The sequence below is a fragment of the Pseudoalteromonas luteoviolacea NCIMB 1944 genome, from assembly GCF_001625565.1.
GTDB classification, from domain to species: Bacteria; Pseudomonadota; Gammaproteobacteria; order Enterobacterales; family Alteromonadaceae; genus Pseudoalteromonas; species Pseudoalteromonas luteoviolacea_F.
Genome location: NZ_AUXS01000019.1, coordinates 1 through 24,650 on the forward strand (window position 1 = coordinate 1; position 24,650 = coordinate 24,650).

Genomic DNA, 24,650 nt, shown 5'->3' on the forward strand with positions numbered 1-24,650 from the left:
TGTGTTCAGTGATGGTACCTTTTTAAGTGCTGAAGAGGTGTTCAATTTGGCACAAATGCAAACTGGGACGGACGGCAATGATGAAATACGAGGATCGCGCCAAAATGAGAAACTTTATGGCTTAGATGGAGATGATCACATAGATGGCTTTGGTGGTAACGATTACCTAGATGGTGGTAATGGCAACGATACCTTGGTTGTAGGACAAACGTCGGCGAGTAGGTATACAAAAAATACACTGGTTGGTGGTCAAGGCGATGATATGCTCAAAGGGTATGTCAGTTCAGAAACTTATATCTATAGTCTAGGTGATGGCCATGATGTAATTGATGATGTAGGCAGTATAGGAGATAAAGATCTTCTCCGATTTGGAGGTGGGATCACTCGTGAAATGCTCATTATAAAGCGTTTAGGAAATGACGTTGTTATAGAAATAAACAGTACGCAAGCAGAACAAAGTGGCTCAATTACCTTTAAAAATGGCTTTACAAATACAAACAAAGTAGTTGATCAATTAGAGCTTTTTGATGGCAGTATAATTTCAGCTGAAGAAATATTAATTGAAGCTCGTACGACACATGGTAGTGCTTTGGATGACTCGCTAGAAGGCACGTCTGAGTCAGATAGGATTTTTGGTCACAACGGTAACGACATCATTCGAGGCGGATTTGGTAATGATTATCTGGATGGAGGCGCAGGTAATGATGAAATTTCGACTAGCGCTAGTACCAGCTTTAGAAGCTATCAAAACACCCTTGTTGGCGGTTTAGGTAATGATAAGCTAATCGGTTCTTATAGTGCAGAAACTTATGTTTATGACTTTGGTGATGGGCATGATGTTATCACGGATAAGGGAGATCGCTATCAGGTAGATAAAATTCAGTTTGGTACGGGAATCACTAAGGATAATGTTGAAGTTTCCAGAGATGGTATAGATATAGTTTTAAAGATTTTAAATGCCGATGGGAGTATTAATGGCAGTATTCGAATTGAACGAGCTTTCACTGATAGTGATTATAAAATTGAACTGATTCAATTTGCAGATGGGAGCCATTGGAGTGACGGCGATTTATTCGAAATGGCAAGGCGTTTTTATGGGACTTCAGGTGCTGATAGCTTGTTGGGAACCAGTCTAGATGATTTGATATTTGGACTTGGTGGAAATGATACACTTGATGGGGGACTTGGTAGTAACCTACTTGACGGTGGAGAGGGGGATGATGTGCTCACTGCCACTGGAATGGAAGACCATAAGAACACCTTTATCGGTGGAACAGGAGATGACATCAATATAGGTTCGTTCGCTCTAAATACCTATGTATATAACCTAGGCGATGGTAACGACACAATTAAAAACTACTTTTCGAAAAATAGCGTGATTTCATTTGGCTCTGGGATAACTCAAAGCATGCTAGAGTTCAAACGCAAAGGTGATGGCATAGAAATCACTGTAAACCATACTGATGCATCATTATCTGGCAGTATTTTCGTTGAAGATGCTTATCTCTATAGTAATTATAGATTGAAAGAGCTTCAGCTTTTTGATGGGTCTGTGGTTGCATTTTCCGAATTGGTTGAAGTTGCAAAAGTGACTAGAGGTGACGCCAATGACAATGAAATATACGGAACTATAATCGAAGAGATCATTTATGGAGGAGGCGGAAACGACATCATATATGGAAATACAGGCCTTGATGAGCTCTATGGCGAAGCTGGGAATGACATTATAGTTACGACGCTCGAAGCTAAAGTTATGAATGGTGGTGCTGGTGATGATGTATTGCGTATAAAGCATGATGGTTTCACAAAAGATCAAAAAACAACCTTGATGGTAGGTAGTCAGGGCAATGACACCTATGAAATATTAACCGAATACACCAGTGCTACCATTGAATATAGTTACGGCGATGGACACGATGTAGTAGTTGATGCTCCAGGCAAGAGTGATAAATTAGTACTCATGGAGGGTATAGAGTATAACGATGTCACGATGCGCCGTTTAGGTAACGCTTTAATAATTGAAGTTTTGGATGAAAATGGAGAGGTCAATGGCTCAATTACATTGGCAAACCAAGCACCAATATTCTCTACAGGTAAACTAGAGCAAGTAAATATCAATGGCCAAGCATATTCCACTTACAATCTTTGGATGGACAAAGGAGTAATTGTTCAGGGTACTGACGCGAACGAAGCGCTTCGCGGTACAAACTTAGATAACGTGATTAATGGTGAAGCTGGTAATGATGTATTGTCTGGAGGTCTAGGGGACGATATTTTGGACGGTGGAGAAGGAAATGACACCATAACATCTAAAGAAGGTAACGATACCATTAATGGTGGAGCTGGCGATGACAATATAAATACATGGGGCGGCACTAAAAACGAAACCAACATGATACAAGGAGGTCTAGGCGATGACACTGTTGTCGGAGGCCAGCGCTCAGATGTTTACATTTACAATCTTGGCGATGGAAATGACACTTATACTGAACACGCCGGGACGGAATTCGGTGAAGATAAAATTATATTTGGTGAGGGGATTAGCCAGGCCCAAGTAACTTTTGGACGAGTAGGTCACGATATCCTTATCAAAATAACAAATACTGACGGTTCATATAGTGGCAGTATTACCATTAAAGATGGCTTTTATTATAAAACTCCGCCGATAAGGCCTGATGAATTAAATGCAGGTAAAATAGAGAGTATCGAGTTTGTAGACGGGTCAGTCATAACCATGGCTGAGGTGATAGATATTGTAAAAGTTGTTCATGGCACTGCTCAAGCAGATAGACTGACAGGTACGGTCTCAGAAGATACTATAAAAGGCTATGAAGGAGACGATTATATAATCGAGTCTGTAGGAGATGATATTGTCTTTGGTGGTGATGGAAATGACACCGTTTATGCGAGCGCAGCAGAGGATTACAACGCGAGTAACACCTTTATCGGGGGTAAAGGGAACGATAAATTTGTCCATTCTTATGGAAATGATACGTATGTCTATCACTTAGGTGATGGTCACGACACAATTATCGAAGCAGGGAGTTGGCGTGGCGAGGATACTCTATTGTTTGGAGAGCAAATAAACGCTGATAACCTGACATACCGAAGAGTGCAGCACGATTTAATTTTTGAAGTGAGGAATGCGCACGATGAGGTAGTTGGTTCTATCACAATAGAAGGCGAGTATTTGGGGAAAAAGCTGGAGAACGTAAGGTTTTCTGATGGTACTGAATTGGATATGGTACAGATATTACAAGAAACAGCGCGAGTAAACGGCAGTGACATTGGAGAAACGTTACTAGGTGGTTATATGGATGAGACCATATACGGGTACGGTGGTGACGACTTGATTAGAGCAGGCTCTGGTAGCGACATTGTGTTTGGTGGAGAGGGGAACGACAATATATATGGGGGGAGCGGACACGCTAAATTGTTTGGTGGTGGTGGCGATGACACGATCAATGCAGGAGAATCGATCTTAGATTCTCAAGGTAATGTGCAAGAAGCTGCGGAAAAAATCATCGTGGGTGGGTTAGGTGACGACACATTGAGAGCTGGAAACTCCCTTGATCGAGTGGTATTTGAATATCAACTCGGGGATGGTAGCGATGTAATAGAAAGGTCCTATGAAAGTAACACTCTTAAATTTGGTAATGGCATCACATCAGATATGATAAGCGTAAGAACGACAATGTATAGAGAAAAAACTTGGATCACGATTGATGATGGCGTTACACAATCGCAGGTAACAATTAACGGTGGCGGCGGTTACAACCCTATTACGGGGAAATTAGACCGTAAACATCACGAGTTTCTAGATAACCTTGAGTTTACAGATGGAACAGTACTTTCTCTGAGAAATTTGATACAGATTAATTACTCCAATAATGTAGAGGCATTAACTGCACAAATTGATAAAGAGTCTGAGCTATTAGTCAATGCAATGCTCGCTTTTGATGATGCGCAAGATGATGTTGCGCTCAGTTCTCGGAATATGGTGGATTCTAAGTTAATTAATTATTATCAATAAGTTGTGGTAGTAAAAGACACTTGAATTAAACGTTTAAACTCAATTGGCACCCACAAACCCCGGCTTTGCCGGGGTTTTTATTTTAAAAGTAGTTTACCGGCTCTTTGCAGCGAAAAAGAAAGTCAAAAGAAATAAGTTTGTTGATTTCTCTTTACTGTAAGATTTTGATCGAACATCTACTCTTAATTTGTACTGGTTCAGACTTGCTCTGACTGCTACCCCTGTTTATACCAGTAAAAGTCAGTTTAGGTTTGAGTTAAACTTTTCTCAGTCCGAAGCGATTTTCCACCAAGTAATGTTTTTATTGTGTATTGTCCAAATCTTTGCAGCAATCACCCTGATTAGGGGAACTACTTTAACTATTAAATATATTCTTGAACTTTGCCATTTAATTTCTCTCAGAAAAACACCATGTCATCATTATCGTCACACAAGTCTTTTTCAATTGTGATAGATTCGAGATCGTCTACCAACTCATTTAGCAAACTAAGGCTTTTATCATCTTCTCGTTCTTTTAAGTGCTCTTTTATTTCTTGAATGATTGAGTCCATGTGCTGCAATTTGGCTATCTCATTTAATCGAATATCAATAGCCTCAACAACATAGTGAAATATATCGACTAAAGACCCCTTACTATAGCTATCGGTAGGCATATTCTTCACAATAAGCTCCGCTTGTTGATATTTGAAAAATGTAGATTGACCAAATGATTGAACATTGGCGCTGTTTACTTCTAAATCGTTAAATAGCTCAAGCTCCATTTCACAAATTGCTTCATCATTATTTTTAAAGTGGTACTCAGTACCGTCGGTGAGCTTTAGACGTGCAATGTAGTCGAGCTCCCAGCTTTCCATTAACGAGGATAAATAGCCAGAAAACTTGCTGACATCATTGAGATTAAGGCATTGACGATAGAAATGGATAAGTGCATTGTGGTCTAGCTGCGTTCTAAATGTTCTATCAGTTTGAACTTTAGAATCATTTTTTGCGTGCTTTAGTGCGAGTAATCGATTGGCCTGATAATCCAGTAAGCTATCTAGCTTTAGTTTCAACAGTTCTTTCGAAATGTCTTTTTGAATATAATTTTCTGCGCCAGCCTCAAAGGCACGAAGCCGCCACTCCAAATCCGTTTCTCCACTAATGAACACCGTGATAGTGTCTTCTTTTTTGGGTGTATTGATACATCGACAAAACTCGATGCTGTCGCCATCTGGTAAATAGAGATCAAGTAAATAGATATCAAACTGCTTTGTTTTGATGGCCTCGTTAGCGGCCTGTAGGTCTTTACACCAAGTAAATTGCGCTTTATCTCTACCTAAAAGTTGTATCAGTTTTGCATAGACATGATTATCTTCGACTAGGAGCACAGAGAATTTTTTCATGGAGATCTGCCTACGGGCGCCAGTTCGTTAAGTCTTGATATGTAATTATGTGCGCCAATACAGCAAACGCAATGTTTTAGTGATTAAGCAGTAAAATCTCTGCGGCATCTCATATGTCATTCGTCACTTGTTAAATTTGGTGAGTAATTTTGTGACATTTTTGAGCGTGAAACGGTCTGCATGATAGCGCAAAAGAAAATAAGGAAAATTAGCATGTTTGAGCTACTCACCGATTTGATAAAAAACTTCTACATTTTAAGTTTGGCCTTGGCAGGGATATTGTGTCTGTTACTTCTCCTATCAAAAACTAAAACCCTCGCATGTAGCCTCCTGTGCATATGGATATTACTGTTTATGACGGAACTCACTCAAGTAGCGTTTGTGATGAATGATTTTATGGCGTATGAGCACTATGTATCTTTTGATCCCTTTTATGGGCTAGTTTTTTACTTTTATGTACGTTTTCATTTAGAAGCGAAAAAAGTCTCATTCGAAGATGTTTTTCATCTATTGCCAGTCTTCGCCAGTTATTTATTTAGCATGACTTGGGAGTTCTGTTTTGGTGTTATATGTGCTCTATCATACGCAATGTATATACTTCACTACTTAAAATCACATGAATCAAATGTCTCTTTATCTGGAGTGGGTCGCCAGTATGATAACTATACTTGGTTGGTTTTTATGGCCCGTTTTCAGCTGGTATGTTGGGTGTTTACTTTATTACTTTTGTCTGTGAATGATATTTTTTCTGTGCCTATTAGCAAGCTGATAACGCTCGCCAGTTATATACCTATGAGTTTCTGGTTGTTTTATTTGTCCTACTTTAATCAAATAAAACCACTTTATGTACAAGGCGTGTTGGCAGAGCCGATAGCGAAGGCTGAGCCGATCAACTCACGTCAGAATGAGCAAATAGTTCATCAGTTAAAATTGTCGATGCGAACTGACAAGCTGTTTTTAAACCCTCAGTTAAGTATTTCTGAGCTAGCTGAACATATTAATGCCACGACTGCAGAGGTTTCCAATACACTGAATATGCACCTCAAAATGAATTTTTATGATTTTGTAAACCGATATCGAGTCGATGAAGCAAAATTATTGCTGTGTAATACCCAACATAAGGTGTTAGCTGTGGCATTTGATGCGGGTTTTAACAGTAAATCCACGTTTAATAAATTGTTCAAGTCTTATACTGGGTTAACGCCGAGTCAATTTCGCAAAGAAAAATGTGGATTATTCGATGATGACAAGGGCAGTGGATACAATCGTGAGCTTACTCATTTTTTAGTAGAATAGTTGAGAAGCCCCAGAAAATAAGCCATCGGAATAGATGGCTTAGACCGAACAATGAATAAGTTGTGCCTTACAGCTTATTGATTTGAGAAGTAGTTACTCCCAGCTCTGTAGTCGTGCTTGCCAGGTGTTGCGCGTTTGAATCCGCCTGCAACTGTTGAAGCTTCGCCATTTGCTTCATTGAAACGCCCACCCAAGACAACAGCAGCGGCGCTGCCTGATTTGTTTTCACTTCCGCCTACGACAACTGCATATGGCGCGTTAGCGGTTGTTTGGTTGAATTGACCACCACTGATAGAAGAGGCAATACCATATGCTGTATTATGTCGGCCTCCCACGATACTTGCTAATGGTGCATAAACTCTGTTTGATTCGCCACCTGAAATGCTCCCCCATGTTGCATCGGAGTAGAGGGTGTGATTAGTTCCGCCAAATATAACACCATGATTTGCTTCAACAGTGTGATTACTGCCAGACATAATAGCAGAAGCATTACCACTGATCTGGTTGTTTGCACCAGCAATCACAGCAGACTGACCTGTTACTGTGTTGTTTTGTCCGGTAAAAAGGGTGCCAGTAGATTGATAGCTGTGGCCATCACCTAAAACCACGTTGTGAGAGCCGCGGTGGTCAAGTTGAGGGGTTTGGCTTCCATAGCGCACTGCATTGTATCCAAGAATTAAATTTCCGACGGCGTTGGCTGTGCTAACGCCATTTTTCTTATGTGTATAACCTGAGCCATTTGAAATATGTAAGTTGCAGCCATTAATAACTAAAGTATTACCAACTTTACTCATACACTGCAGGATGGCGCGCAGTGCTTGCTCTTCATTGATAGGGTTGTGGTCGTGTGAACTGGCAAAAGTCGCGCTGCTTAGTAGGCCAAGGCTCATTAGTAGTACTGATTTTTTAAAATTAAACATGTTGTAGCTCCAAAATATTTTTTATTTGATTATTTTTCTGAGAAGAAATAGCCAGCTTGATAGTCATCTTGGCCATTAACTGTTCTACTTAGTCCACCACCAATACTTGAGGTAAAACCATTCGCGCGGTTAAACTCGCCGCCTAAAACTGCGCTTAGCTCGCCATTGGCCTCATTATTACGACCGCCTGTGATACTGGAGCTTGGACCCTGAGTAAAATTATTCTGTCCGCCTAAAATCATAGAGCTTTGACCTTTCGCGGTATTGTTTTCACCACCATAAATAGAAGCAAAGAAATTACTTGCCGTATTTGATTTACCTCCGGCAATCAACGCAAAGTTATGAAAAGCAGGCGTGTGATTTTCTTGACCGCCTAATATCACCGAGAAGCTTGCTTGCGCAACGTTTGACTCGCCACCCCAGATTGCGCTGTGAAAGCCTGATACGTGGTTATTTGTGCCTGCAACTGAGGCTGAGTTTGCAAAGGCTGCGTTGTTGTCACCTGCAATTACAGAGCCTACGGAGGTATATTGGTGGCCATCTCCGATCACAAGGTTGTGCGAGCCTGTTGCAACTCGCTGCGAAGGTAAGGTTTGTGCGTTATAACCAACAATAACGTTACCTTTGCCATTTTTTTCTACATTGCCCGCAGAGCCATTAACAACTTGGACATCACACCCTCTGACTACAAGCGTATTGTCTACTCGCTCTAAACAAGAAAGAATGTCAATTAAAGCTGTTTGCTCTTGCTCAGTAAGCGCTGCATGGGCATTTATAGAAGCTGCTGATAGCGCGATAAAAGCGAATTTAGATAGTGTTTTCATTTTAGTTATCCTTCTATATTATTTTTTAGTCGTTTGAGTTTAATGCGTCAGCTCGATATGGGTCTTGTGAGTTGAAGACGCCAGCTCTGAATTCGTGATCTGTGGTTGTTTGGCGCTCAGCTCCACCTGCAATGGTTGAACGGAATCCTTTTGCGGTGTTGTTTTGCCCACCTAATATGGTGGCTGCTTCTCTGGCTGCTGTGTTGAATCGACCACCTGCGATCACGGTTTGTTGTACGGTTGCAGTATTATCTTCACCACCGAGGATGTTGGCTTGTAGTGCTTTCACTACTTTATTTCTTACTCCGCCTGCAATGGTGCTGTATTGGCCGTCTAGATCATTGTGTTGTCCACCCAAAATAACCATTGCATGGGAGAATTGGTCTGAAATTGTATTGCTGTTGCCTCCTAAAATACCGCTTTGAAAAGCAAAGTTTTTATTGCCCAAACCACCTGCAATGGTACTTCTAGATGCGTTGCGACCCTCTGCTAATCCGCTAGAACCAGTTACAAAACTAGCGGGAGAATGAACGGTATTGTTTGTCCCGGCAATGAAAGATCCAGAACGTGTATACGTATGTCCATGACCAATGACTAAGTTATGAGAACCAGACGTAGAAGCTGTGGGGGCTGACGGGGCAGAAGAACCATTATTGTAGCCAATAATTAAATTGCCTGTGCCATTGTTTGAGCTAGTCTCACCAAGTCCATTGGTGATTTGCAAATTACAGCCATGAATATGGACCGTGTCATTCGACTGTGATAGACAACCGAGTATGCTTGATAATTTTGCCTGCTGGTCTGGCGTTAAGTGATGGGCGCTTGCAGTAATAGAGATACAGGACAGCCCAGTTACAATGGCCATTTTTTTAAATGTGTTCATTTTAATTACTCCGATTTTAGGTTTGTTCTACTTAGCTAATGTCATTAAAAAATGATTAGCAGGTAGCGTAGGTGTGCTTGTTTACTAAGCACTGGAGCCACTTTACCGAGACAGTTGAAGCTGAGCGTCCATTTTTATTTAGGTGGACCCTTTAATAATACTATTTTTTAATCGATTGATTTTAAAGAGTAAATTCTGAGTGTGTATTAATGCGGACCAAAAATAGAGACTTTCCATAATATTTTGCACTGGCTTTTTGTCGTTATTCTTGTTTAAAGTAAAGGAGTGCAGCAAAAAGGAGTAATTATGGGTAAATGTGACTTAGTGTATTTCATTGGTGCAATTGGGATCTCATTCAATACATCGGCGGCAACTGTTTTTTCGGACTTTAGCGATAGAGTGGATATACCAGATGTCGAATCGGTATCGATTGAAAATACAACACAAAGCCGTTTCAACGACTATTTAGAAATCAAGCAACATCAAAGCGACTCCACTGGCGCAATATACTCAGCGCTTACACCCGATGAGCAGGTAAAATATAAATATCAAAAAGGTATTTTACGTAGCACTGTCACTTTTGAGTCACTGCAGAAATACACTTACGATGTAACAACGTCGCCTGGTCGAGTTGAGAAACAAACACACTTTATTTTTTGGGAATAAGGGATTGTGACAGAGGTTTTTATCAAAAAAGCGATTTGCTGTTAAGGCCAGTTAAGCAGCAAATCGCACAAAAGTTAGATTAGATTAAGTTTAATCACATCCTTTTTGAATAGATGTTGTCCAGACTCTAACTACAAAGTCATTGTAGTCATTATCATTTTGATCTTCCCAATATTGTTTATCACCATAAACTGAATAATTGGTAGTCAATTGGTTGCTGTTTCCATTAATTGCTAAAACGTAGTTGTAGTTGGCGCCGACAAGCACATCATAGCTACCAGAACCTCCGTACTCATCAAGCAATTTCACATAACTGCCATTAACTTGTACGCCCCAATCATTATTATACGCGGCACTTTCGCTGATAAATTGATAGTTGATCCGGGTGTAATCATCAGGGATACATGCTGGGTCATTGTCCAAAATAGTGCCAGGTAAAGAGGCAGAGCCAGTTACATTTTGATCTGCTGTAGCCTGAAGGGTAAATGTTTCGTTGTCCTCATGATCTTGGTCATCAAGCGCATTTACAATGACACTTGCTGTTGTGTCACCACTGGCAATAGTGACACTGCTAGCACCTAAACTCACGTCGTTCGCGCTGGTTGAACCGTGAACTATGCTAAGGTCAATCGTAACATCTTGATAGTAGTCATTGCTTAGGGTGATCTGATACTCCAACTGACCACCTTCATTGGCTGAATCTGTTATCGCTTCTAACGTAAATGATGGTAGTGGATCAGTTTCGCAAGTCGGCGTGGTGTAGCAGGCAACAGCATTGTCTGTATTGGTCGCTAGGTCGTTGAGACGAACAGGGACTGTAGCCAACAGGCAGGTATTACCTGATTGTGGGTTGAGTTTGTATAATTTGGATTTGTTGACATGACCATAGTCATTAATGAGCGTTCGGCTGACCACGATTTCACCAGCTTGGTTCAGTGTGGCACCCGTTGCGGCTGTCAATGAGTGGTTTGCGAGTTTAGTCACGTCATAAGTGTTTCTGTCTATTTGATAAACAGAGCGGCTGGTTATCAAGTAGAGGTTGCCATCTTGAATAACCAAGTCGCCTCTAAATTTACCCTTAAGTGATCCTAAAGCGCCTAGCTCAGTTGCAGCGCCTGAGTTTTTATTAATTTGGTACAACTTTTTAAAGTCAGTCCCAAGCAACACATCGTTATCTGCATCATACACAAGGCTGAGAACCTGAGTTGTCCTATCAACGATAGTATGTGAGTTGGTATTGAAGTCGTAATACGCTAATCGTAAATACTTAAACCGACTGCCTTCTATAGGCAAGTGTTCCTTTTGCTCTGCGGTTAGTGCCAATCCGCTAATGTCCACCTTGTATTCGATGGGTCTTGGTGCAGAGATGTAGTACATTCGTTTGCTCTGACTATCATAAGCAAGCGCTGAAGCACTAAATTCGGCGAGGGTTTGTGCATATGCACTGTTGTTTTGCTCATTTAAGCCAAATAAGATCCCCACATCGCCGCGTCCAGCATTGATGCCAAACAGTTCACCGTGACAGGTGTTGGCAAACCCGAGGGAGGGCAATGACGCAGTTGCGAGGGTTAAAATGGTTAGTGATGTTTTTAGCATGGTAACAAACTCTGTTCGGTTTATCCTAGACAAGCTAATACAACACAAAGTAATCACACATCTACGTCCATTGTACGACGTGCATTCTTAGTCCTTCGAGACAGACGCTTCCATTATTATCTTTGCAATCTAATTGTATCATGTCTCCTTATGAACAAAATTGCAACAATAAATTACGACTAATGGATTAAAAAAATCGCTGGTTATTTGTTTTTCTGAGATTCCAAATAGTTAGGCAAGAGTTCGTCAACAATTAATTTTGCTGGTAATGTGTAGCGCACGCCCTGAAACATCACTGAAGTATGTTCATCTATGCCGGTGATGCCTGTAAGTGTCCAACCTTCACCTTTTTCCGGGCAAAGCACTTTGGTAGTGGGGGGGATGACTTTAAATTCTGCGTTTTTTTCCGTCATATTTTTATCTTCACTGGACTTTCAAATAAGATGGGGTAGTTTATACCAAAATAATAAAAAATCGACCAATTAAACCCAATGGAACTACTAACACAGAGACTTACATTACGCGTGGTTTCTTATCGAGACAGCAATGTACTAATGCAGATCTTGAATCATCCAAAAGTAAGCCAACACAATGACTATGGTAAATCACTGACTTTGCAGGATATCAAAGCAATGATCCAAAGTGATTTGGAACTATTTTACCAAGGCATTGGTGTACGTTTTATCCTATTGAAAGAAGGCAGCGTAATTGGGTCAATAGGGCTGTTTGACTATCAACAGAGCTGTTCTGAAATATCTATGGGTTATGAGTTGTCGCCGGAACATTGGAATCAAGGCTACATGAGAGAAGCTGCAACCTGCTTAATTGATTCACTCCATCACATCTTACCGAAAGCGCTAATCTTACAAGTCAACGCGAAAGTTGCACCTAAGAATATTCGAAGTATTAATCTTCTCAAGTATTTAGGCTTTGAACACAAGCATGATAAATATAGATTAAACTTGAGTTAAAAGCCTTTTCAATTAGTTATAAGCCTTTTTTGCTGTATAAAGTAACGCGGCCTGAAACAAGTGTTACGGTGATATTCTTAGACTCGTTACCCCAAATGCAATTGGTGTGTAATGTTTTTTCTTCACATGAGTCAGCGGAGCCGAGTACTTGTTCTAATTCAGCTCGTTCCATACCTACGGATATTTTTTCATAATTTTCAATGTTCACTTTTGAGCATGCTGTAAGTGAAAGTAAGGCAAGCATAACGCAAAGTTTTTTCATGCTATCGGTCCTGTTAGTGTTTATATTTTCTTATCTGGAAAATAATCCCCATTTTGGGGTGGTCTAAATAGTGTATGTCACCACTGTATACACGTGTGAACTGTGACATTCTTGCTGATTCTAGCTCACCTGAGTCGGACAGGTAGCGATAATCAAAATTACTCGTCACATATAAATAGTGGCGAATATGAATTTTCATTGTGCCGTCTAATTCCCAAAGCGTTTCCCCGCCAGATTTAATACTTGGTTGCACTGCGCTATTGAGCAAGCTAATAAAGTTATCGCTGGGCTGTTCGCGATATATGTAACTGGCTGGTTGCGCGAATTTTTTACCACCGTATACAACAACATTGGGCGCTCGTTTTTTACTTTGATCTGGGAATCGCCAACCAGTGTGTAATATCGCAGTATGTCCTTTACGTTCTAGTTTTTTTCTAATCGACTCGAACTTAAGCTGCTCTGGTGCAAGTAAGTACATCGACTGCATGTGTTCTAGAGGTTCGCTGACAGGTACAACTGGTAAAACGTCATACTTTTGAACGTAGTTGATGTCATCATCGCAATACCAAGAGCTTTGAGATGTGGTAAATTGCTCTGTTACACTGCGCGGGTCATAGTTGGGGTTACCAGCTAAACAGGCCTGATGGCCAACATTGTTATAGCCTTGTGTTAGCAAATCCAATCGCTTTTTATTTGGCAAAGGAGGAGTCTCAATGGAGAAGTCCTCTTTAATTTGCGATGCATCTTTTTGCGCAAAAGCGATGAGCTCTACTTCAAACCAGCGCACTGCAAGTGCAGGCATTGTCGCTGTGGACAATGCCGCCAAAAGTCCCCATTTAACTATAGATTGCTTCATGCAACAGCCTTTTTCTGAAAGTCATCCATCATGGCGTTAATGAGCTTTAAGCGCTCTTGACCATTTTTTTCTTCTATATTAAAGCGTAATTTGCTCGCGCCTTCCATACGATATATAGCAGGGTTGCTTTGTATCAACCCGATAATGAACGTTGGGTTAACACTGGTATTATTACTAAATTCGAAGTAACCGCCTTTCGGGTTGGCTTCTATTTTCTGGATACCAAGCTGTTGGGCTTTGCATTTGAGTAATTGTATTTCAAAAATGTTCTTCGCAGCGTCTGGTAGTAAACCAAATCTATCGATTAATTCTACTTTCAATTCATCAAGCTCGTTTTCAGACGCCAAACTGGCAATGCGTTTGTACATACTCAAACGGATGTTGACATCGTGAATGTAGTCATCCGGCAACAGTGCCGGGATTTTAAGATCTACTTCACTTTGTTGTTGCAGCAAGTTTTCTAAAGTTGGTTCTTTGCCATCTTTAAGGGCTTGGACTGCTTGCTCTAACATCTCCATGTATAACGTAAATCCAACCGTTTGAATTTGACCACTTTGATCATCACCTAAAAGCTCACCAGCACCACGGATCTCTAAATCGTGGGTTGCGAGCGCAAAACCTGCACCTAAGTCCTCAAGAGACTCAATGGCTTGCAAACGTTTCACTGCATCTTTGGTTAAGCTTTGGCTATTACGAGTGAGTAAATAGGCGTAGGCCTGGTGATGACTTCGGCCAACTCGACCACGCAGCTGATGCAGCTGAGCCAAACCTAATTTGTCAGCACGGTCCATAATGATGGTGTTAGCCGATGGAATATCAATGCCGGTTTCAATGATTGTGGTACACACTAAAACATTATGTTTTTGGTGATAAAAGTCACTCATTAAGTGCTCTAGTTCTCGTTCGCGCATTTGACCATGCGCTACAGCAATATTTGCTTCAGGAACCAACTGCGCAATATCCGCCGCTGTCTTCTCAATGGTTTCTACGTTATTGTGTAAGAAGTAAACCTGACCACCGCGCTTAATTTCACGCAGAATTGCCTCTCTGATCAGCTCATCATTGCGCTCGCGTACAAAGGTTTTAACAGCAAGGCGTTTCGCTGGTGGAGTGGCAATAATCGACAGGTCTCGCATTCCGCTCATTGCCATATTAAGCGTTCTTGGGATCGGTGTTGCGGTAAGCGTCAAGATATCTACATCGGCTCTAAGCTTTTTGATTTTCTCTTTTTGACGCACACCAAAGCGATGTTCTTCATCGACTATAAGCAAGCCTAAATCTTTAAACTTAATGCTTTCTTGGATCAGCTTATGCGTACCAATTACAATGTCTATCTTGCCACTTTCAAGCGCACTCAGGGTTTCTTTTTGCTCTTTTGTACTGTTAAATCGAGATAAAACGCCAACCTCAATTGGTAAGTCTGCAAATCTGTCTTTAAAGTTTTCAAAGTGTTGCTGAGCAAGTAGTGTAGTCGGAACGAGCACCGCAACTTGTTTGTTGTCATTGATGGCCACAAATGCAGCACGCATTGCCACCTCAGTTTTACCAAAACCAACATCACCACATACCAACCTGTCCATTGCTTGGTTAGTTTGCATATCACCAATAACCGCCTCGATTGCATTGCGTTGGTCATCGGTTTCTTCAAATGGAAAACTATTGCTGAAATCTCTGTACGACCCACCGTCAAGTTTGAATTGATAGCCTGGCTTACTTTGGCGTTTGGCGTAAATATCCAACAGCTCAGCGGCAACATCTCGTACTTTTTCAGCAGCTTTGCGTTTGGCTTTTTCCCATACATCAGAGCCTAATTTGTGCAGAGGTGCAGAAGCTTCTTCACCACCTGAATAGCGACTCAACATATGAAGAGAAGATACAGGTACGTAGAGTTTGGCATCACCTGAATAAATAATTGTCACAAATTCAGTTGCAACACCCGCAGCATCAATGGTTTGTAAACCGAGGTAGCGCCCAACCCCGTGGTCCAAATGCACTATTGGTTGGCCTTCTTTTAATTCAGCCAAGTTTCTAATTAGCGCATCTTGGCCTTGCTCGTATTTATGCTTACGGCGTCTGCGCTGGGAAACTTTAATACCAAGCAGTTCTTGCTCGGTAATTAAAGTCAAAGGCTGTTTGCCATCGAGAAAAACTGAAGCCTCTAGTGGGCTCACAATAAGGCCTACGTCAGTTCGACCTTTAGCGAATTTTTCAAATGATTCGAACTCTTTTAACTTTAAACCAGTGGGTTTTAGTAGTGTAAGTAGGGACTCTCGTCGACCATCAGATTCAACACTAAAAAGTACTTTACCTTTTTGCTTTTTTTGAGTCGTTATATAACTCAAAATAGCGTGATAGGGATCAGCCTGTTTGTGATCAACTCGCACGTCGTCAATAAGCGCTGAGTCGACATTGGTGTGACCCGCTTTTGTACCAAGCTGCGCTTCACTCAATCTAATTCTTGGATAGTGAGAAAATGACTCAAACAAAGATTCGACATTGAGGTACAGTTCTTTTGGTTCTAGAAGAGGCCTAAGTGGATCAACTCGACGGCTTTCATAACGTTTGCTAACATCCAGCCAAAAATCACTTGCAGCATGCTCTATGTCACCAAGGTGCATAAACACGGTGTCATTCGGCAGATAATCAAAAATAGTTGCGAGCTTGTCATAAAACAGTGGCAAGTAATACTCTATGCCTGCTGGCCAGTTGCCACGAGTAACTTGCATATAAATTGAGTCTTGCTCAGAACTGGCACCAAATGTCTCTCGGTATTTTATGCGAAATCGCTCTATATCTGCATCATTGGTTGGGAATTCATGGGCTGGTAATAAGTCAATAGATGAAATGGTATCGCTTGAACGCTGGCTTTCAATGTCAAACAGGCGAATGCTATCTAACTCATCATCAAAAAAATCTAAGCGGTAGGGGTGTTGGCTACCCATCGGATAAAGGTCAATAATAGACCCTCGTACTGCAAATTCGCCGTGTTCCATCACTTGCTGCACATTGCGGTACCCCGCTTGTGTCAGCGTTTCTTTTAGACCTTGTGCATCAAGTGTATCACCGACTTTAAACTGTAGTGCATTGCCGTAAATAAATTCCGGTGGCGCAGTTCTTAGCATTAAGGTTGCAACAGGAATGAGTAGCACACCTTGTTGTTTTTTGCGCAGTGCATTTAAACTCGCCAAACGCTGGGAAATAATGTCTTGGTGAGGAGAAAAGTGGTCATAGGGTAGGGTTTCCCAGTCGGGAAACACCATGACATTGTCTTCACCGAGTAGATAACCCAGTTCGGTTTCCAAGCGCAGTGCACTGGGGGTATCTGGCGTCACCAACACAACGAGTGAGTTGTTGTTCTTCACACTCTCGCTTACGGAAATTGCCAAACTACTACCGAGTAATTGACCCCAATGGATTTTATCCTTTGCCGATTTTACCCAAGGTAGCTCATTCCACTGCACTAACGCCATTCTAAACTCCTAACTACTTAATCTCTGTATATTTTACATAGGTCTTGGTAATGATCTATACGTCTGTCACGTAAATATGGCCAAATGCGGCGTACAGATTCACTGCGCTCTTGATCGATGTCGACGACCAATACTTCTTCTTGGTCTTCAGAGCCATGTACTAATAATTCACCTTGTGGGCCCGCCACAAATGAATTACCCCAGAACAATATACCGTCGCTTTGTGCGCTCGGATCAGTTTCGTGGCCGACTCGGTTAACACTAAGCACTGGCACGCCATTTGATACGGCGTGTGCTCTTTGTGCAATCATCCAAGCGTCTCTTTGGCGTATTTGTTCTTCTTTATCATCTCGAGGATCCCAGCCGATGGCGGTTGGGTAGATCAACAATTCGGCACCCGCCATTGCCATGAGCCTTGCACCTTCAGGGAACCATTGATCCCAACATACAAGCACACCTAATTTACCAACAGAAGTTTGGATAGGTTCGAAACCTAAATCGCCCGGAGTAAAGTAAAACTTTTCGTAAAACCCAGGGTCATCTGGAATATGCATTTTCCGGTATTTGCCTGCAATTGAACCATCTGATTCGATGACTACCGCAGTATTGTGATACAAACCCGTCGCGCGTTTTTCAAATAACGAGGCAACTATCACAACGTTTAACTCTTTTGCCAGTGCACCAAAAGCATCTGTACTTGGGCCTGGTATCGTTTCGGCTAAGTCAAACAGGTCTGTGTCTTCAGTTTGACAAAAGTACAGGCTGCGATGAAGCTCTTGCAACACCACAAGCTTTGCGCCTTGTTGGGCTGCCTTCCTGATACCATCGACTGATTTTTCAAAATTGTTTTCAAGATTGTCGCTGTTGCTGTGCTGTACAAGAGCGACCTTCAAATTATTATTGCTCATTTGGATCCCTACTTAAAAAACCTTTAGGAAGTTGCATAGTAATGCAGTGTAAACTACCGAACTGATGAATTATGGGCAGACAGTCTATGCCAATGATAGTTCTCTCAGGGTGTGCTTTTTGCAGTTGGGTAAGCGCCAATGCATCTTTTTCGTCGCCATATATTGGCAGCAAAACAGTTTCATTGATTATCAGGTAGTTTGCGTAAGTTGCTGGCAAGCGTTCGTTTTCTGTGTTGTATTTTGCTTTAGGCCATGGCAGTGGCACTAAATTGTATGGCTTGCCCGATGGCGTAACAAAAGTTTGTAATTGAGACTCCATCGCTTTGAGTGCACTGTAATGCTCATCTTCCTCATCATCACATTGCACGTAAACCAAGGTGTCATTTGGTGCAAACCTAACCAAGGTATCGATATGGCTGTCTGTGTCGTCGCCACATAAATAGCCATGGTCAACCCACAAGAAAGACTCAGCACCGAGCTCTTGAGATAATTTTGTCTCGATTTGTTGTTTATTCAATTCCGGGTTTCTATTTGGGTTAAGTAAACACTCGGAGGTAGTAAGCAGTACTTTGTGCTCGTTGATTTCAACGCCGCCACCTTCAAGAACAAAATCAATTTTTTGTATTTTATTACTTTTATCAGCAACTTGTTTACAAAGTGCAGTATTAATTTGTGTATCAAGATCGCTTTGGTATTTATTGCCCCAACCATTGAAGACAAAGTCTTTGATGTTGAGCTCACCTTGCTCATTTGCAGTAGTCAGTGGGCCATGATCTCTTGCCCATGTGTCATTGCAAGGTGCATCTACGAATACAACTTGTTGCATATTGATACTCGCGTCAACGAGTAGGGTGGTGATATGTGCCATGAGTTCAGAACTATGCGCAACTATAACGACTTTTTGAATTTGGGAGATTTGCTGACATAACGCGACATAAACAGGCTCAACTTGCTCCAGTATGTCTACCCAGTCAGTTTGCTTATGTGGCCAAGTGACCATCACCGCGTCTTGCGGTGACCATTCTGGTAATAACGTAAAACTCATGACAATTATTGATTTTTGATTGCTAGGGGCTAAGTGTATCACTGCACAACGCTGTGTCAGCTATTTTGATCACTTTCGTTATCTGATTGACGCTTTTTTAGTTGCCTAGTTTGTGCGTGCAGGCTTGCTCTAACCAACAATTCTTGATCAGAATCTCTTATTTGGGTAAACGCCAAAGTATATTGTAAGTCTTCGTCTTCCTGTTTACTTATTTCTATAATTTGGCTGTAACAAAAGATGGCACTGGCTTCGTGCTGTAGAAAAATTTTTGTCCTAAAGTTTTGGCCAATTTGAAACTTTTCAGTTGTGGTTACTTTAATGCCACCACCACCGTAACTATCACAGTAACTGCTTTCATCTTCAGGTTGTTCATTTGCCAATATATGACTCATGATCAAGTCAATTTTTCTAGATTGTGCTTGTAAATAAGCGGCTAAGTCAGATGCGACATCCCCGAGGTTACGCAGTGGTCTCAAAGCATTAAGATCGAGTTCATTAATTTCGTTAGCAAGCCTAAACAATGGTGGGATAGCGGCTTCAAGTTGTGCTTGGTTTTTCGGCACCATATTTTCATCAACTGGAAACAAGTTGATTTGGTTTGTTTCTTCAATTTGAAAATACTGTTCAAAGTTTTCTTTTAAATTTGTTTGCATTTATATGTATGCCAATATTCAGTGTAGCTAGAGTAGCAGTGTCTTTATTCTCTCCACTCTAGCTATTTAAATCAAGGTGTTAACCAGTTTATACTTTAAATTGCTCTAACATTTCCTCTTGTTTAGCGATTTTATCAACTTGCGATTGCATTGTATGATCGACCACCTTTGCTTCATCAACCACAGTGTTGGATAAGTTGCGTATTTCTGATGCGTTATGATCTACAGCTTCAACAACTGCTTTTTGCTCTTCGAGCATGCTTGCAATATTCACATTGAGCTCGACAATATTGTCAATTGACTCTCTGATCGCATGGAGTGCGTCTTTAGTTTCTTGTGCTTTGACTACTGTTTTTTCAACAATTGTCTGACTCTGCTTCATGACGCCAACCGCATTTTCCGCGCCCGATTGAAGTTGGTCGATCATCGTTTTTATTTCAGTTGTTGCTTCTTGTGTTCGTTGGGCAAGTGTTCTAACTTCATCGGCTACAACAGCAAACCCACGTCCAGACTCGCCAGCTCTCGCAGCTTCAATAGCGGCATTTAAAGCCAGTAGATTGGTTTGTTCTGCTATACCATTAATGACAGATAAAATCTGTTCTATCCCTGAAGAAGATACTTCTAACTCGTTGACGACATCAACGGCGCGTTCTATCTGGGATGACAACTCACCAATTGAGTTTGTTGACTGTTCTACAATCCCTTCACCGTCCTGTGCAAGGCCGTCGGTAGTTTTAATCGCTTCAGCGGCTTGCTGCGCTGTGCTCGCAACTTGTTGTTCAGTATTCGACATATTCGCAGTAGAGTTGACTAGCGAGTTCAAAGATTCGAGTTGTCTTTGAATAGCTTGAGTAGCGTGATTTGCCCCGGCAGAAGTCTGTTTGGCATCTGCGAGCACCTCGTGGCCCAAGGTTTGGATCTCTGCGATGATATTTTGTAGCCTTGAGGTGAACAAATTAAAGTTTTCAGCCAAGTCTGAAAATTCTGGCTCGCTCGACGCTTGTAGCCTTACGGTTAAATCTGCATTGCCGCGCGCGATATTAGACATCGCGGAGTTTATTGCTTCCAAAGGCTTGAGTAGGATATTGATCACGTAAGAAAGGGCCAAGAAACTCGCTATAACTGCAATGATAGACACGACAGTTGCATTGTATGTAAGTGTTTCCATGGCTGAAAACACTTTTTGTTTTTCCAGTGCGACGCCGACATACCATTCGTATCCCTCTACCGCTTTAAACATAACAAGATAGCTGACGCCATCGATTTCAATTTCTTGAGAAGACTCTCTTACGACCGTGTCGCCCAAAAATGTACGAGCTGGTTGGCCATTTAGTGATATATCAGGGTGAGAGATGATGCTGCCATTTGAGCTCACCATAAATGCGAAGCCTGCATCAAACAAATTAAATGAATTTATCATATTACCCAGCTTGGCGAGGCTAACGTCGTAAAATATAGCGCCATCAAAATTATTGTCTTTATATACAGGAGCACCAATTGATACGACAATTTCACCGCTGACCGCATCGGCATATGGATCTGTAACAACTAGAGTCCTTGCCGACTTAGCATCTTTGTACCAAGGTCTCACTCTTGGGTCCCATGTTGAACCGGGGTCCCAATTAGGGTCGCTCGCGACATATTTGCCACTGCTTTCTTTTCCGTATCCTATTAATAGGAATTCAGAAGTGAGTTTGGGTTGAGATATCATCGGCCTAGCGTCTTCAAGTTCGTCTACTTGAGAAACTAACCCAGTTGTAAGTGCAGCAAGGTTCATCGACCCTTGCATTTGAGCTGTGACAGTATTACTGATCCCCTGGATCACTTCTTCCATACTATGTGTGACTTGTTGTTCTAAATTTTCTTTAAGCAGGAAGTATTGCTTGACTGAAAGCAAAAATAAGGCAAGCACTAATACACTAGCAGAAACGGCGACTACTTTATATTTAAACTTCACTGAACGTCTCCCGGATATGAGCTTATTATTAAAGGTAAATCATAAGCGAATAGTTGCAATGATTTCCTTTAGTTTAAAGGATTTATTTACAAATTTGCGACAAAATTATCAAAAACCGAGAATTTAGGCTGATTCTAACGAACTATATAGCTCATCTAACTCGTCTTCAGACAGATTGATAAAGTCTAAAACCTCATCACTGATAGCGTGCCATTCTGGGTCTTGTTCAATAGAAGCCGTATTCTTAAATATGAAGTTACCGTGGCGTGCAAGCTTTAATATTGAGAGTAGTTCCAGTGCTATGCCTTCTAACTCACCAGAGCGATAGATGCCATTGGCATCGTGTTGATAGTAAATAACGTTTATCATAGGTTTAGGTAATTTCCATTGCTGTGCCAATAAAGCACCTATCGTGGCGTGGCTGGTATTGTACTTATTGAATTCAAATTCAGTGGCTTTAGTCCATCCATCAGATTTAGCAACTTCTAAAACTTCGTTATAGTCTTCAAAGTGCACGCAGAGCAGTGGTATACCCACAGTATGAAATAGGCCTAACATATATGCATGGTTTGCTAAAGCAGGTTTATTGAGGCTTTGACAAAGTGTTGAACATAATTGGGCAATGTCACTTTGCTCAGACCAGAAGTTATCGAGTGCGGCAGGGGTATCTACAGTTGCTTTGACTGCAACAGCTTTTACAAGCGGTATCAGCCTTTTTAAACCTAAAATCATAATCGCCTGTTCTAGCGATTCGATTTCTTTACTGCGTCTAAATGCAGCCGAATTGACAACTTGTAATATCGCCGCACTGATAGCAATGTCGCTTTGTAAAATTTGCGTGATTTTACTGATATTTGGCTCTGCTGATTTTGTTTCTTCGGAAAACTCGACTAACGCTTCTGGACGTGGAGGGATTGAAATAGACCTAAGGATCTGTTTTTCTTGTTGGGTCAAAGATATGGCCATAACTACTCGCTCACTGCATTATCTTATACAGATAAGAATAGCCAAAAATTGTAAAAAACGAGAAAATTAGAGAAGTAGTGGAGGTGCACTATTGATTAAAAATAAAAAAGGCCCGCAAAGTGCGAACCTTTTTATTATTCAAAAAGCTGATCGCGATTATGCGTTTTCAACAGCTGAACGAGGCTCAACAAATTCCATATTGAAACCTTCAGCAACTTCTTTACAAGTTACTTGGCCCTTAAGAACGTTAAGACCGTTTAGGAAGTGCTCATCAGAAAGAAGTGCTTCTTTGTAGCCTAGGTTAGCAAGCTTGATGATGTACGGTAACGTTGCATTGTTAAGTGCAAATGTAGAAGTACGTGGAACAGCACCTGGCATGTTAGCAACACAATAGTGAACAACATCGTCAACAATGTAAGTTGGCTCAGCGTGTGTTGTTGCTTTAGAAGTTGCGATACAACCACCTTGGTCGATAGCAACGTCAACGATAGCAGCACCAGGCTTCATTGCTTTGATGTGATCTGCTGTTACTAGCTTAGGCGCAGCAGCACCTGGGATTAGTACGCCACCGATAACAAGGTCAGCTTCAACAACATGCTTCTCAAGTGCGTCAACAGTTGAATAAATTACTTTAGCTTGGCTACCAAACTGCGCGTTTAGGCTACGTAGAACGTCGATGTTACGATCTAGGATAGTAACGTCTGCACCCATACCTACAGCCATTTGTGCAGCGTTACGACCAACCATACCACCACCGATAACGACAACTTTAGCTGGCTCAACACCTGGTACGCCGCCTAATAGCATGCCGCGACCTAGATTTGATTTTTCAAGCGCTTGAGCACCAGCCTGGATAGACATACGGCCAGCAACTTCTGACATAGGTGCTAGAAGCGGAAGACCGCCACGTGCGTCAGTTACCGTTTCGTATGCAATACAGATTGCGCCGCTCTTAATTAGATCTTCAGTTTGTGGAAGATCTGGTGCTAGGTGAAGGTAAGTGAAAAGGATTTGGTCTTCACGTAACATTGCACGCTCAACAGCCTGCGGCTCTTTTACCTTAACAATCATTTTAGCTTTTGCGAAAACGTCCGCAGCTGTTGGTAAAATTTCAGCACCCGCTTGGATATAATCTTCGTCAGTGAAACCAATGCCGATACCAGCACTTGTTTCAACAATAACCTGGTGGCCGTGGTTTATTAGTTCACGAACACTTGCTGGAACCATACCAACACGGTACTCGTGGTTTTTAATCTCTTTAGGTACACCAATAATCATAATAAATCGCCTCAAAGTAAGAACGGATAACATTTTCGACTATTATAATTATGCAAAGCTAGTGTGTCCTACCTTTTTTGTGCTATTTTAAAGACGATAAATCTATAAAATGCTTAAACGCAGGATAAAACACTTTTCATGCATACTCAGCTAGATAGAACTGATAGAAAAATTTTAGTCGAATTACAAAAAGACGGAAGGATATCTAATGTAGAATTGGCAAAACGCATCGGGCTCAGTGCAACACCTTGCTTAGAAAGAGTAAAAAAACTCGAGCGAGATGGGTTCATTAAAGGATATAAAGCGGTGGTAGACCCAGTAAAGCTGGGGCAGGGGTTGCTTGTTTTTGTTGAAGTTACAATTAACAAGAACTCCCCAGACGTATTTGAGCAGTTTAATGAAGCGGTTAAGCAACATGATGAAATTATCGAATGTCATCTAGTATCAGGCAATTTTGATTTTTTATTGAAAACACGGGTAACTGACATGTCGGAGTACAGAGGTGTACTCGGTGAAATTCTTTTAAAACTGCCCAATATTAACGAAAGTCGTACTTATGTTGTAATGGAAGAGGTTAAAGGGGAGCAAGGAGAGGTTATAAAACCTTGTGCACCTTAAAGAATTTCTTGATATGGTGTAACCTATAATAGAAGTTCACAATAGAAAGATAAATACAGGTTGAAT

Annotated in this window: 20 protein-coding genes; 5 read left to right on the top strand and 15 right to left on the bottom strand. The window is 41.4% G+C overall.

The window, feature by feature from the left end; translation table 11 throughout:
- On the top strand, window positions 1-4,033 hold a 4,033-nt coding region (locus tag N483_RS07570; protein WP_269201364.1), incomplete at its 5' end, for a calcium-binding protein.
- Between the two features lie 398 nt (window positions 4,034-4,431).
- Here N483_RS07570 and N483_RS07575 read toward each other — a convergent pair.
- On the bottom strand, window positions 4,432-5,415 hold the full coding sequence (locus N483_RS07575; RefSeq protein ID WP_023398881.1) for a response regulator: 984 nt from the start codon (window positions 5,413-5,415) through the stop codon (window positions 4,432-4,434).
- Window positions 5,416-5,769: 354 nt separating this feature from the next.
- On the opposite strand from N483_RS07575, the gene N483_RS07580 reads away from it, so the two are divergent.
- Window positions 5,770-6,711 carry a helix-turn-helix domain-containing protein gene (locus N483_RS07580; RefSeq protein WP_172642405.1) on the top strand — a complete coding sequence of 314 codons (942 nt, stop codon included), beginning with the start codon at window positions 5,770-5,772 and terminating at the stop codon, window positions 6,709-6,711.
- A gap of 74 nt (window positions 6,712-6,785) precedes the next feature.
- Here the strand turns inward: N483_RS07580 and N483_RS07585 are convergent, their stop codons facing one another.
- From N483_RS07585 to N483_RS07595, 3 genes are read right to left on the bottom strand one after another with little or no spacing between them, the layout of a single operon-like run.
- A complete protein-coding gene (locus N483_RS07585; RefSeq protein WP_023398879.1) occupies window positions 6,786-7,631 on the bottom strand; it encodes a hypothetical protein in 846 nt (281 codons plus the stop codon).
- Window positions 7,632-7,660: 29 nt separating this feature from the next.
- Window positions 7,661-8,455, bottom strand: a complete 795-nt coding sequence (locus N483_RS07590) for a hypothetical protein (protein WP_023398878.1) — start codon at window positions 8,453-8,455, stop codon at window positions 7,661-7,663.
- Between the two features lie 25 nt (window positions 8,456-8,480).
- Window positions 8,481-9,338, bottom strand: a complete 858-nt coding sequence (locus tag N483_RS07595) for a hypothetical protein (RefSeq protein ID WP_023398877.1) — start codon at window positions 9,336-9,338, stop codon at window positions 8,481-8,483.
- Window positions 9,339-9,644: 306 nt separating this feature from the next.
- Here N483_RS07595 and N483_RS07600 point away from each other — a divergent pair, with 306 nt between their 5' ends.
- On the top strand, window positions 9,645-10,004 hold the full coding sequence (locus N483_RS07600) for a hypothetical protein (RefSeq protein ID WP_023398876.1): 360 nt from the start codon (window positions 9,645-9,647) through the stop codon (window positions 10,002-10,004).
- Window positions 10,005-10,094: 90 nt separating this feature from the next.
- Here N483_RS07600 and N483_RS07605 read toward each other — a convergent pair whose 3' ends face one another.
- Together N483_RS07605 and N483_RS07610 are read right to left on the bottom strand one after the other, a co-directional pair.
- Window positions 10,095-11,600, bottom strand: coding sequence for a hypothetical protein (locus N483_RS07605; protein ID WP_023398875.1), 1,506 nt, complete (start codon window positions 11,598-11,600; stop codon window positions 10,095-10,097).
- A gap of 203 nt (window positions 11,601-11,803) precedes the next feature.
- Complete coding sequence (locus tag N483_RS07610; protein ID WP_023398874.1) at window positions 11,804-12,013, bottom strand: hypothetical protein; 210 nt, start codon at window positions 12,011-12,013, stop codon at window positions 11,804-11,806.
- Between the two features lie 78 nt (window positions 12,014-12,091).
- Here N483_RS07610 and N483_RS07615 point away from each other — a divergent pair, with 78 nt between their 5' ends.
- Window positions 12,092-12,571: a GNAT family N-acetyltransferase gene (locus tag N483_RS07615; protein WP_023398873.1), complete on the top strand. Its 480-nt coding sequence runs from the start codon at window positions 12,092-12,094 to the stop codon at window positions 12,569-12,571.
- A 16-nt stretch (window positions 12,572-12,587) separates the two neighbouring features.
- Here the strand turns inward: N483_RS07615 and N483_RS07620 are convergent, their stop codons facing one another.
- The 9 genes from N483_RS07620 to ald all read right to left on the bottom strand — a co-directional run bounded on the left by N483_RS07620 (window position 12,588) and on the right by ald (window position 23,966).
- The gene (locus tag N483_RS07620) at window positions 12,588-12,833 is read right to left on the bottom strand and encodes a hypothetical protein (RefSeq protein ID WP_023398872.1); all 246 of its coding nucleotides are present in this window, start codon (window positions 12,831-12,833) and stop codon (window positions 12,588-12,590) included.
- A gap of 13 nt (window positions 12,834-12,846) precedes the next feature.
- Entirely contained in the window at window positions 12,847-13,689 is an 843-nt protein-coding gene (locus tag N483_RS07625; protein WP_023398871.1) for a CsiV family protein, read from the bottom strand.
- Window positions 13,686-17,159, bottom strand: a complete 3,474-nt coding sequence (gene mfd / locus N483_RS07630; RefSeq protein WP_023398870.1) for a transcription-repair coupling factor — start codon at window positions 17,157-17,159, stop codon at window positions 13,686-13,688. The genes N483_RS07625 and mfd overlap by 4 nt, the downstream gene beginning before the upstream one ends.
- Window positions 17,160-17,176: 17 nt before the next feature.
- Window positions 17,177-18,067, bottom strand: a complete 891-nt coding sequence (locus N483_RS07635) for a carbon-nitrogen hydrolase (protein WP_023398869.1) — start codon at window positions 18,065-18,067, stop codon at window positions 17,177-17,179.
- Window positions 18,057-19,112, bottom strand: a complete 1,056-nt coding sequence (locus N483_RS07640; RefSeq protein WP_023398868.1) for an agmatine deiminase family protein — start codon at window positions 19,110-19,112, stop codon at window positions 18,057-18,059. The genes N483_RS07635 and N483_RS07640 overlap by 11 nt, the downstream gene beginning before the upstream one ends.
- Window positions 19,113-19,168: 56 nt before the next feature.
- Window positions 19,169-19,765: a PilZ domain-containing protein gene (locus N483_RS07645; RefSeq protein WP_023398867.1), complete on the bottom strand. Its 597-nt coding sequence runs from the start codon at window positions 19,763-19,765 to the stop codon at window positions 19,169-19,171.
- 88 nt (window positions 19,766-19,853) lie between these two features.
- Window positions 19,854-21,722, bottom strand: a complete 1,869-nt coding sequence (locus N483_RS07650) for a methyl-accepting chemotaxis protein (RefSeq protein ID WP_023398866.1) — start codon at window positions 21,720-21,722, stop codon at window positions 19,854-19,856.
- Between the two features lie 123 nt (window positions 21,723-21,845).
- A complete protein-coding gene (locus N483_RS07655) occupies window positions 21,846-22,688 on the bottom strand; it encodes an HDOD domain-containing protein (RefSeq protein ID WP_023398865.1) in 843 nt (280 codons plus the stop codon).
- A gap of 156 nt (window positions 22,689-22,844) precedes the next feature.
- Window positions 22,845-23,966, bottom strand: coding sequence for an alanine dehydrogenase (gene ald / locus N483_RS07660; protein WP_023398864.1), 1,122 nt, complete (start codon window positions 23,964-23,966; stop codon window positions 22,845-22,847).
- 138 nt (window positions 23,967-24,104) lie between these two features.
- On the opposite strand from ald, the gene lrp reads away from it, so the two are divergent.
- Window positions 24,105-24,584 carry a leucine-responsive transcriptional regulator Lrp gene (gene lrp / locus N483_RS07665; protein WP_023398863.1) on the top strand — a complete coding sequence of 160 codons (480 nt, stop codon included), beginning with the start codon at window positions 24,105-24,107 and terminating at the stop codon, window positions 24,582-24,584.
- The last annotated feature ends 66 nt before the right edge of the window (window positions 24,585-24,650 follow it).

What these genes read in the sequence shown, in the direction of transcription:
- N483_RS07640 (WP_023398868.1), bottom strand. Translation starts at nt 19,112, where the DNA reads ATGAGTTTTACGTTATTACCAGAATGGTCACCGCAAGACGCGGTGATG.
- N483_RS07615 (WP_023398873.1), top strand. Translation starts at nt 12,092, where the DNA reads ATGGAACTACTAACACAGAGACTTACATTACGCGTGGTTTCTTATCGA.
- lrp (WP_023398863.1), top strand. Translation starts at nt 24,105, where the DNA reads ATGCATACTCAGCTAGATAGAACTGATAGAAAAATTTTAGTCGAATTA.
- N483_RS07610 (WP_023398874.1), bottom strand. Translation starts at nt 12,013, where the DNA reads ATGACGGAAAAAAACGCAGAATTTAAAGTCATCCCCCCCACTACCAAA.
- N483_RS07625 (WP_023398871.1), bottom strand. Translation starts at nt 13,689, where the DNA reads ATGAAGCAATCTATAGTTAAATGGGGACTTTTGGCGGCATTGTCCACA.
- N483_RS07575 (WP_023398881.1), bottom strand. Translation starts at nt 5,415, where the DNA reads ATGAAAAAATTCTCTGTGCTCCTAGTCGAAGATAATCATGTCTATGCA.
- N483_RS07590 (WP_023398878.1), bottom strand. Translation starts at nt 8,455, where the DNA reads ATGAAAACACTATCTAAATTCGCTTTTATCGCGCTATCAGCAGCTTCT.
- N483_RS07645 (WP_023398867.1), bottom strand. Translation starts at nt 19,765, where the DNA reads ATGCAAACAAATTTAAAAGAAAACTTTGAACAGTATTTTCAAATTGAA.
- mfd (WP_023398870.1), bottom strand. Translation starts at nt 17,159, where the DNA reads ATGGCGTTAGTGCAGTGGAATGAGCTACCTTGGGTAAAATCGGCAAAG.
- ald (WP_023398864.1), bottom strand. Translation starts at nt 23,966, where the DNA reads ATGATTATTGGTGTACCTAAAGAGATTAAAAACCACGAGTACCGTGTT.
- N483_RS07635 (WP_023398869.1), bottom strand. Translation starts at nt 18,067, where the DNA reads ATGAGCAATAATAATTTGAAGGTCGCTCTTGTACAGCACAGCAACAGC.
- N483_RS07655 (WP_023398865.1), bottom strand. Translation starts at nt 22,688, where the DNA reads ATGGCCATATCTTTGACCCAACAAGAAAAACAGATCCTTAGGTCTATT.
- N483_RS07600 (WP_023398876.1), top strand. Translation starts at nt 9,645, where the DNA reads ATGGGTAAATGTGACTTAGTGTATTTCATTGGTGCAATTGGGATCTCA.
- N483_RS07585 (WP_023398879.1), bottom strand. Translation starts at nt 7,631, where the DNA reads ATGTTTAATTTTAAAAAATCAGTACTACTAATGAGCCTTGGCCTACTA.
- N483_RS07595 (WP_023398877.1), bottom strand. Translation starts at nt 9,338, where the DNA reads ATGAACACATTTAAAAAAATGGCCATTGTAACTGGGCTGTCCTGTATC.
- N483_RS07605 (WP_023398875.1), bottom strand. Translation starts at nt 11,600, where the DNA reads ATGCTAAAAACATCACTAACCATTTTAACCCTCGCAACTGCGTCATTG.
- N483_RS07580 (WP_172642405.1), top strand. Translation starts at nt 5,770, where the DNA reads ATGACGGAACTCACTCAAGTAGCGTTTGTGATGAATGATTTTATGGCG.
- N483_RS07620 (WP_023398872.1), bottom strand. Translation starts at nt 12,833, where the DNA reads ATGAAAAAACTTTGCGTTATGCTTGCCTTACTTTCACTTACAGCATGC.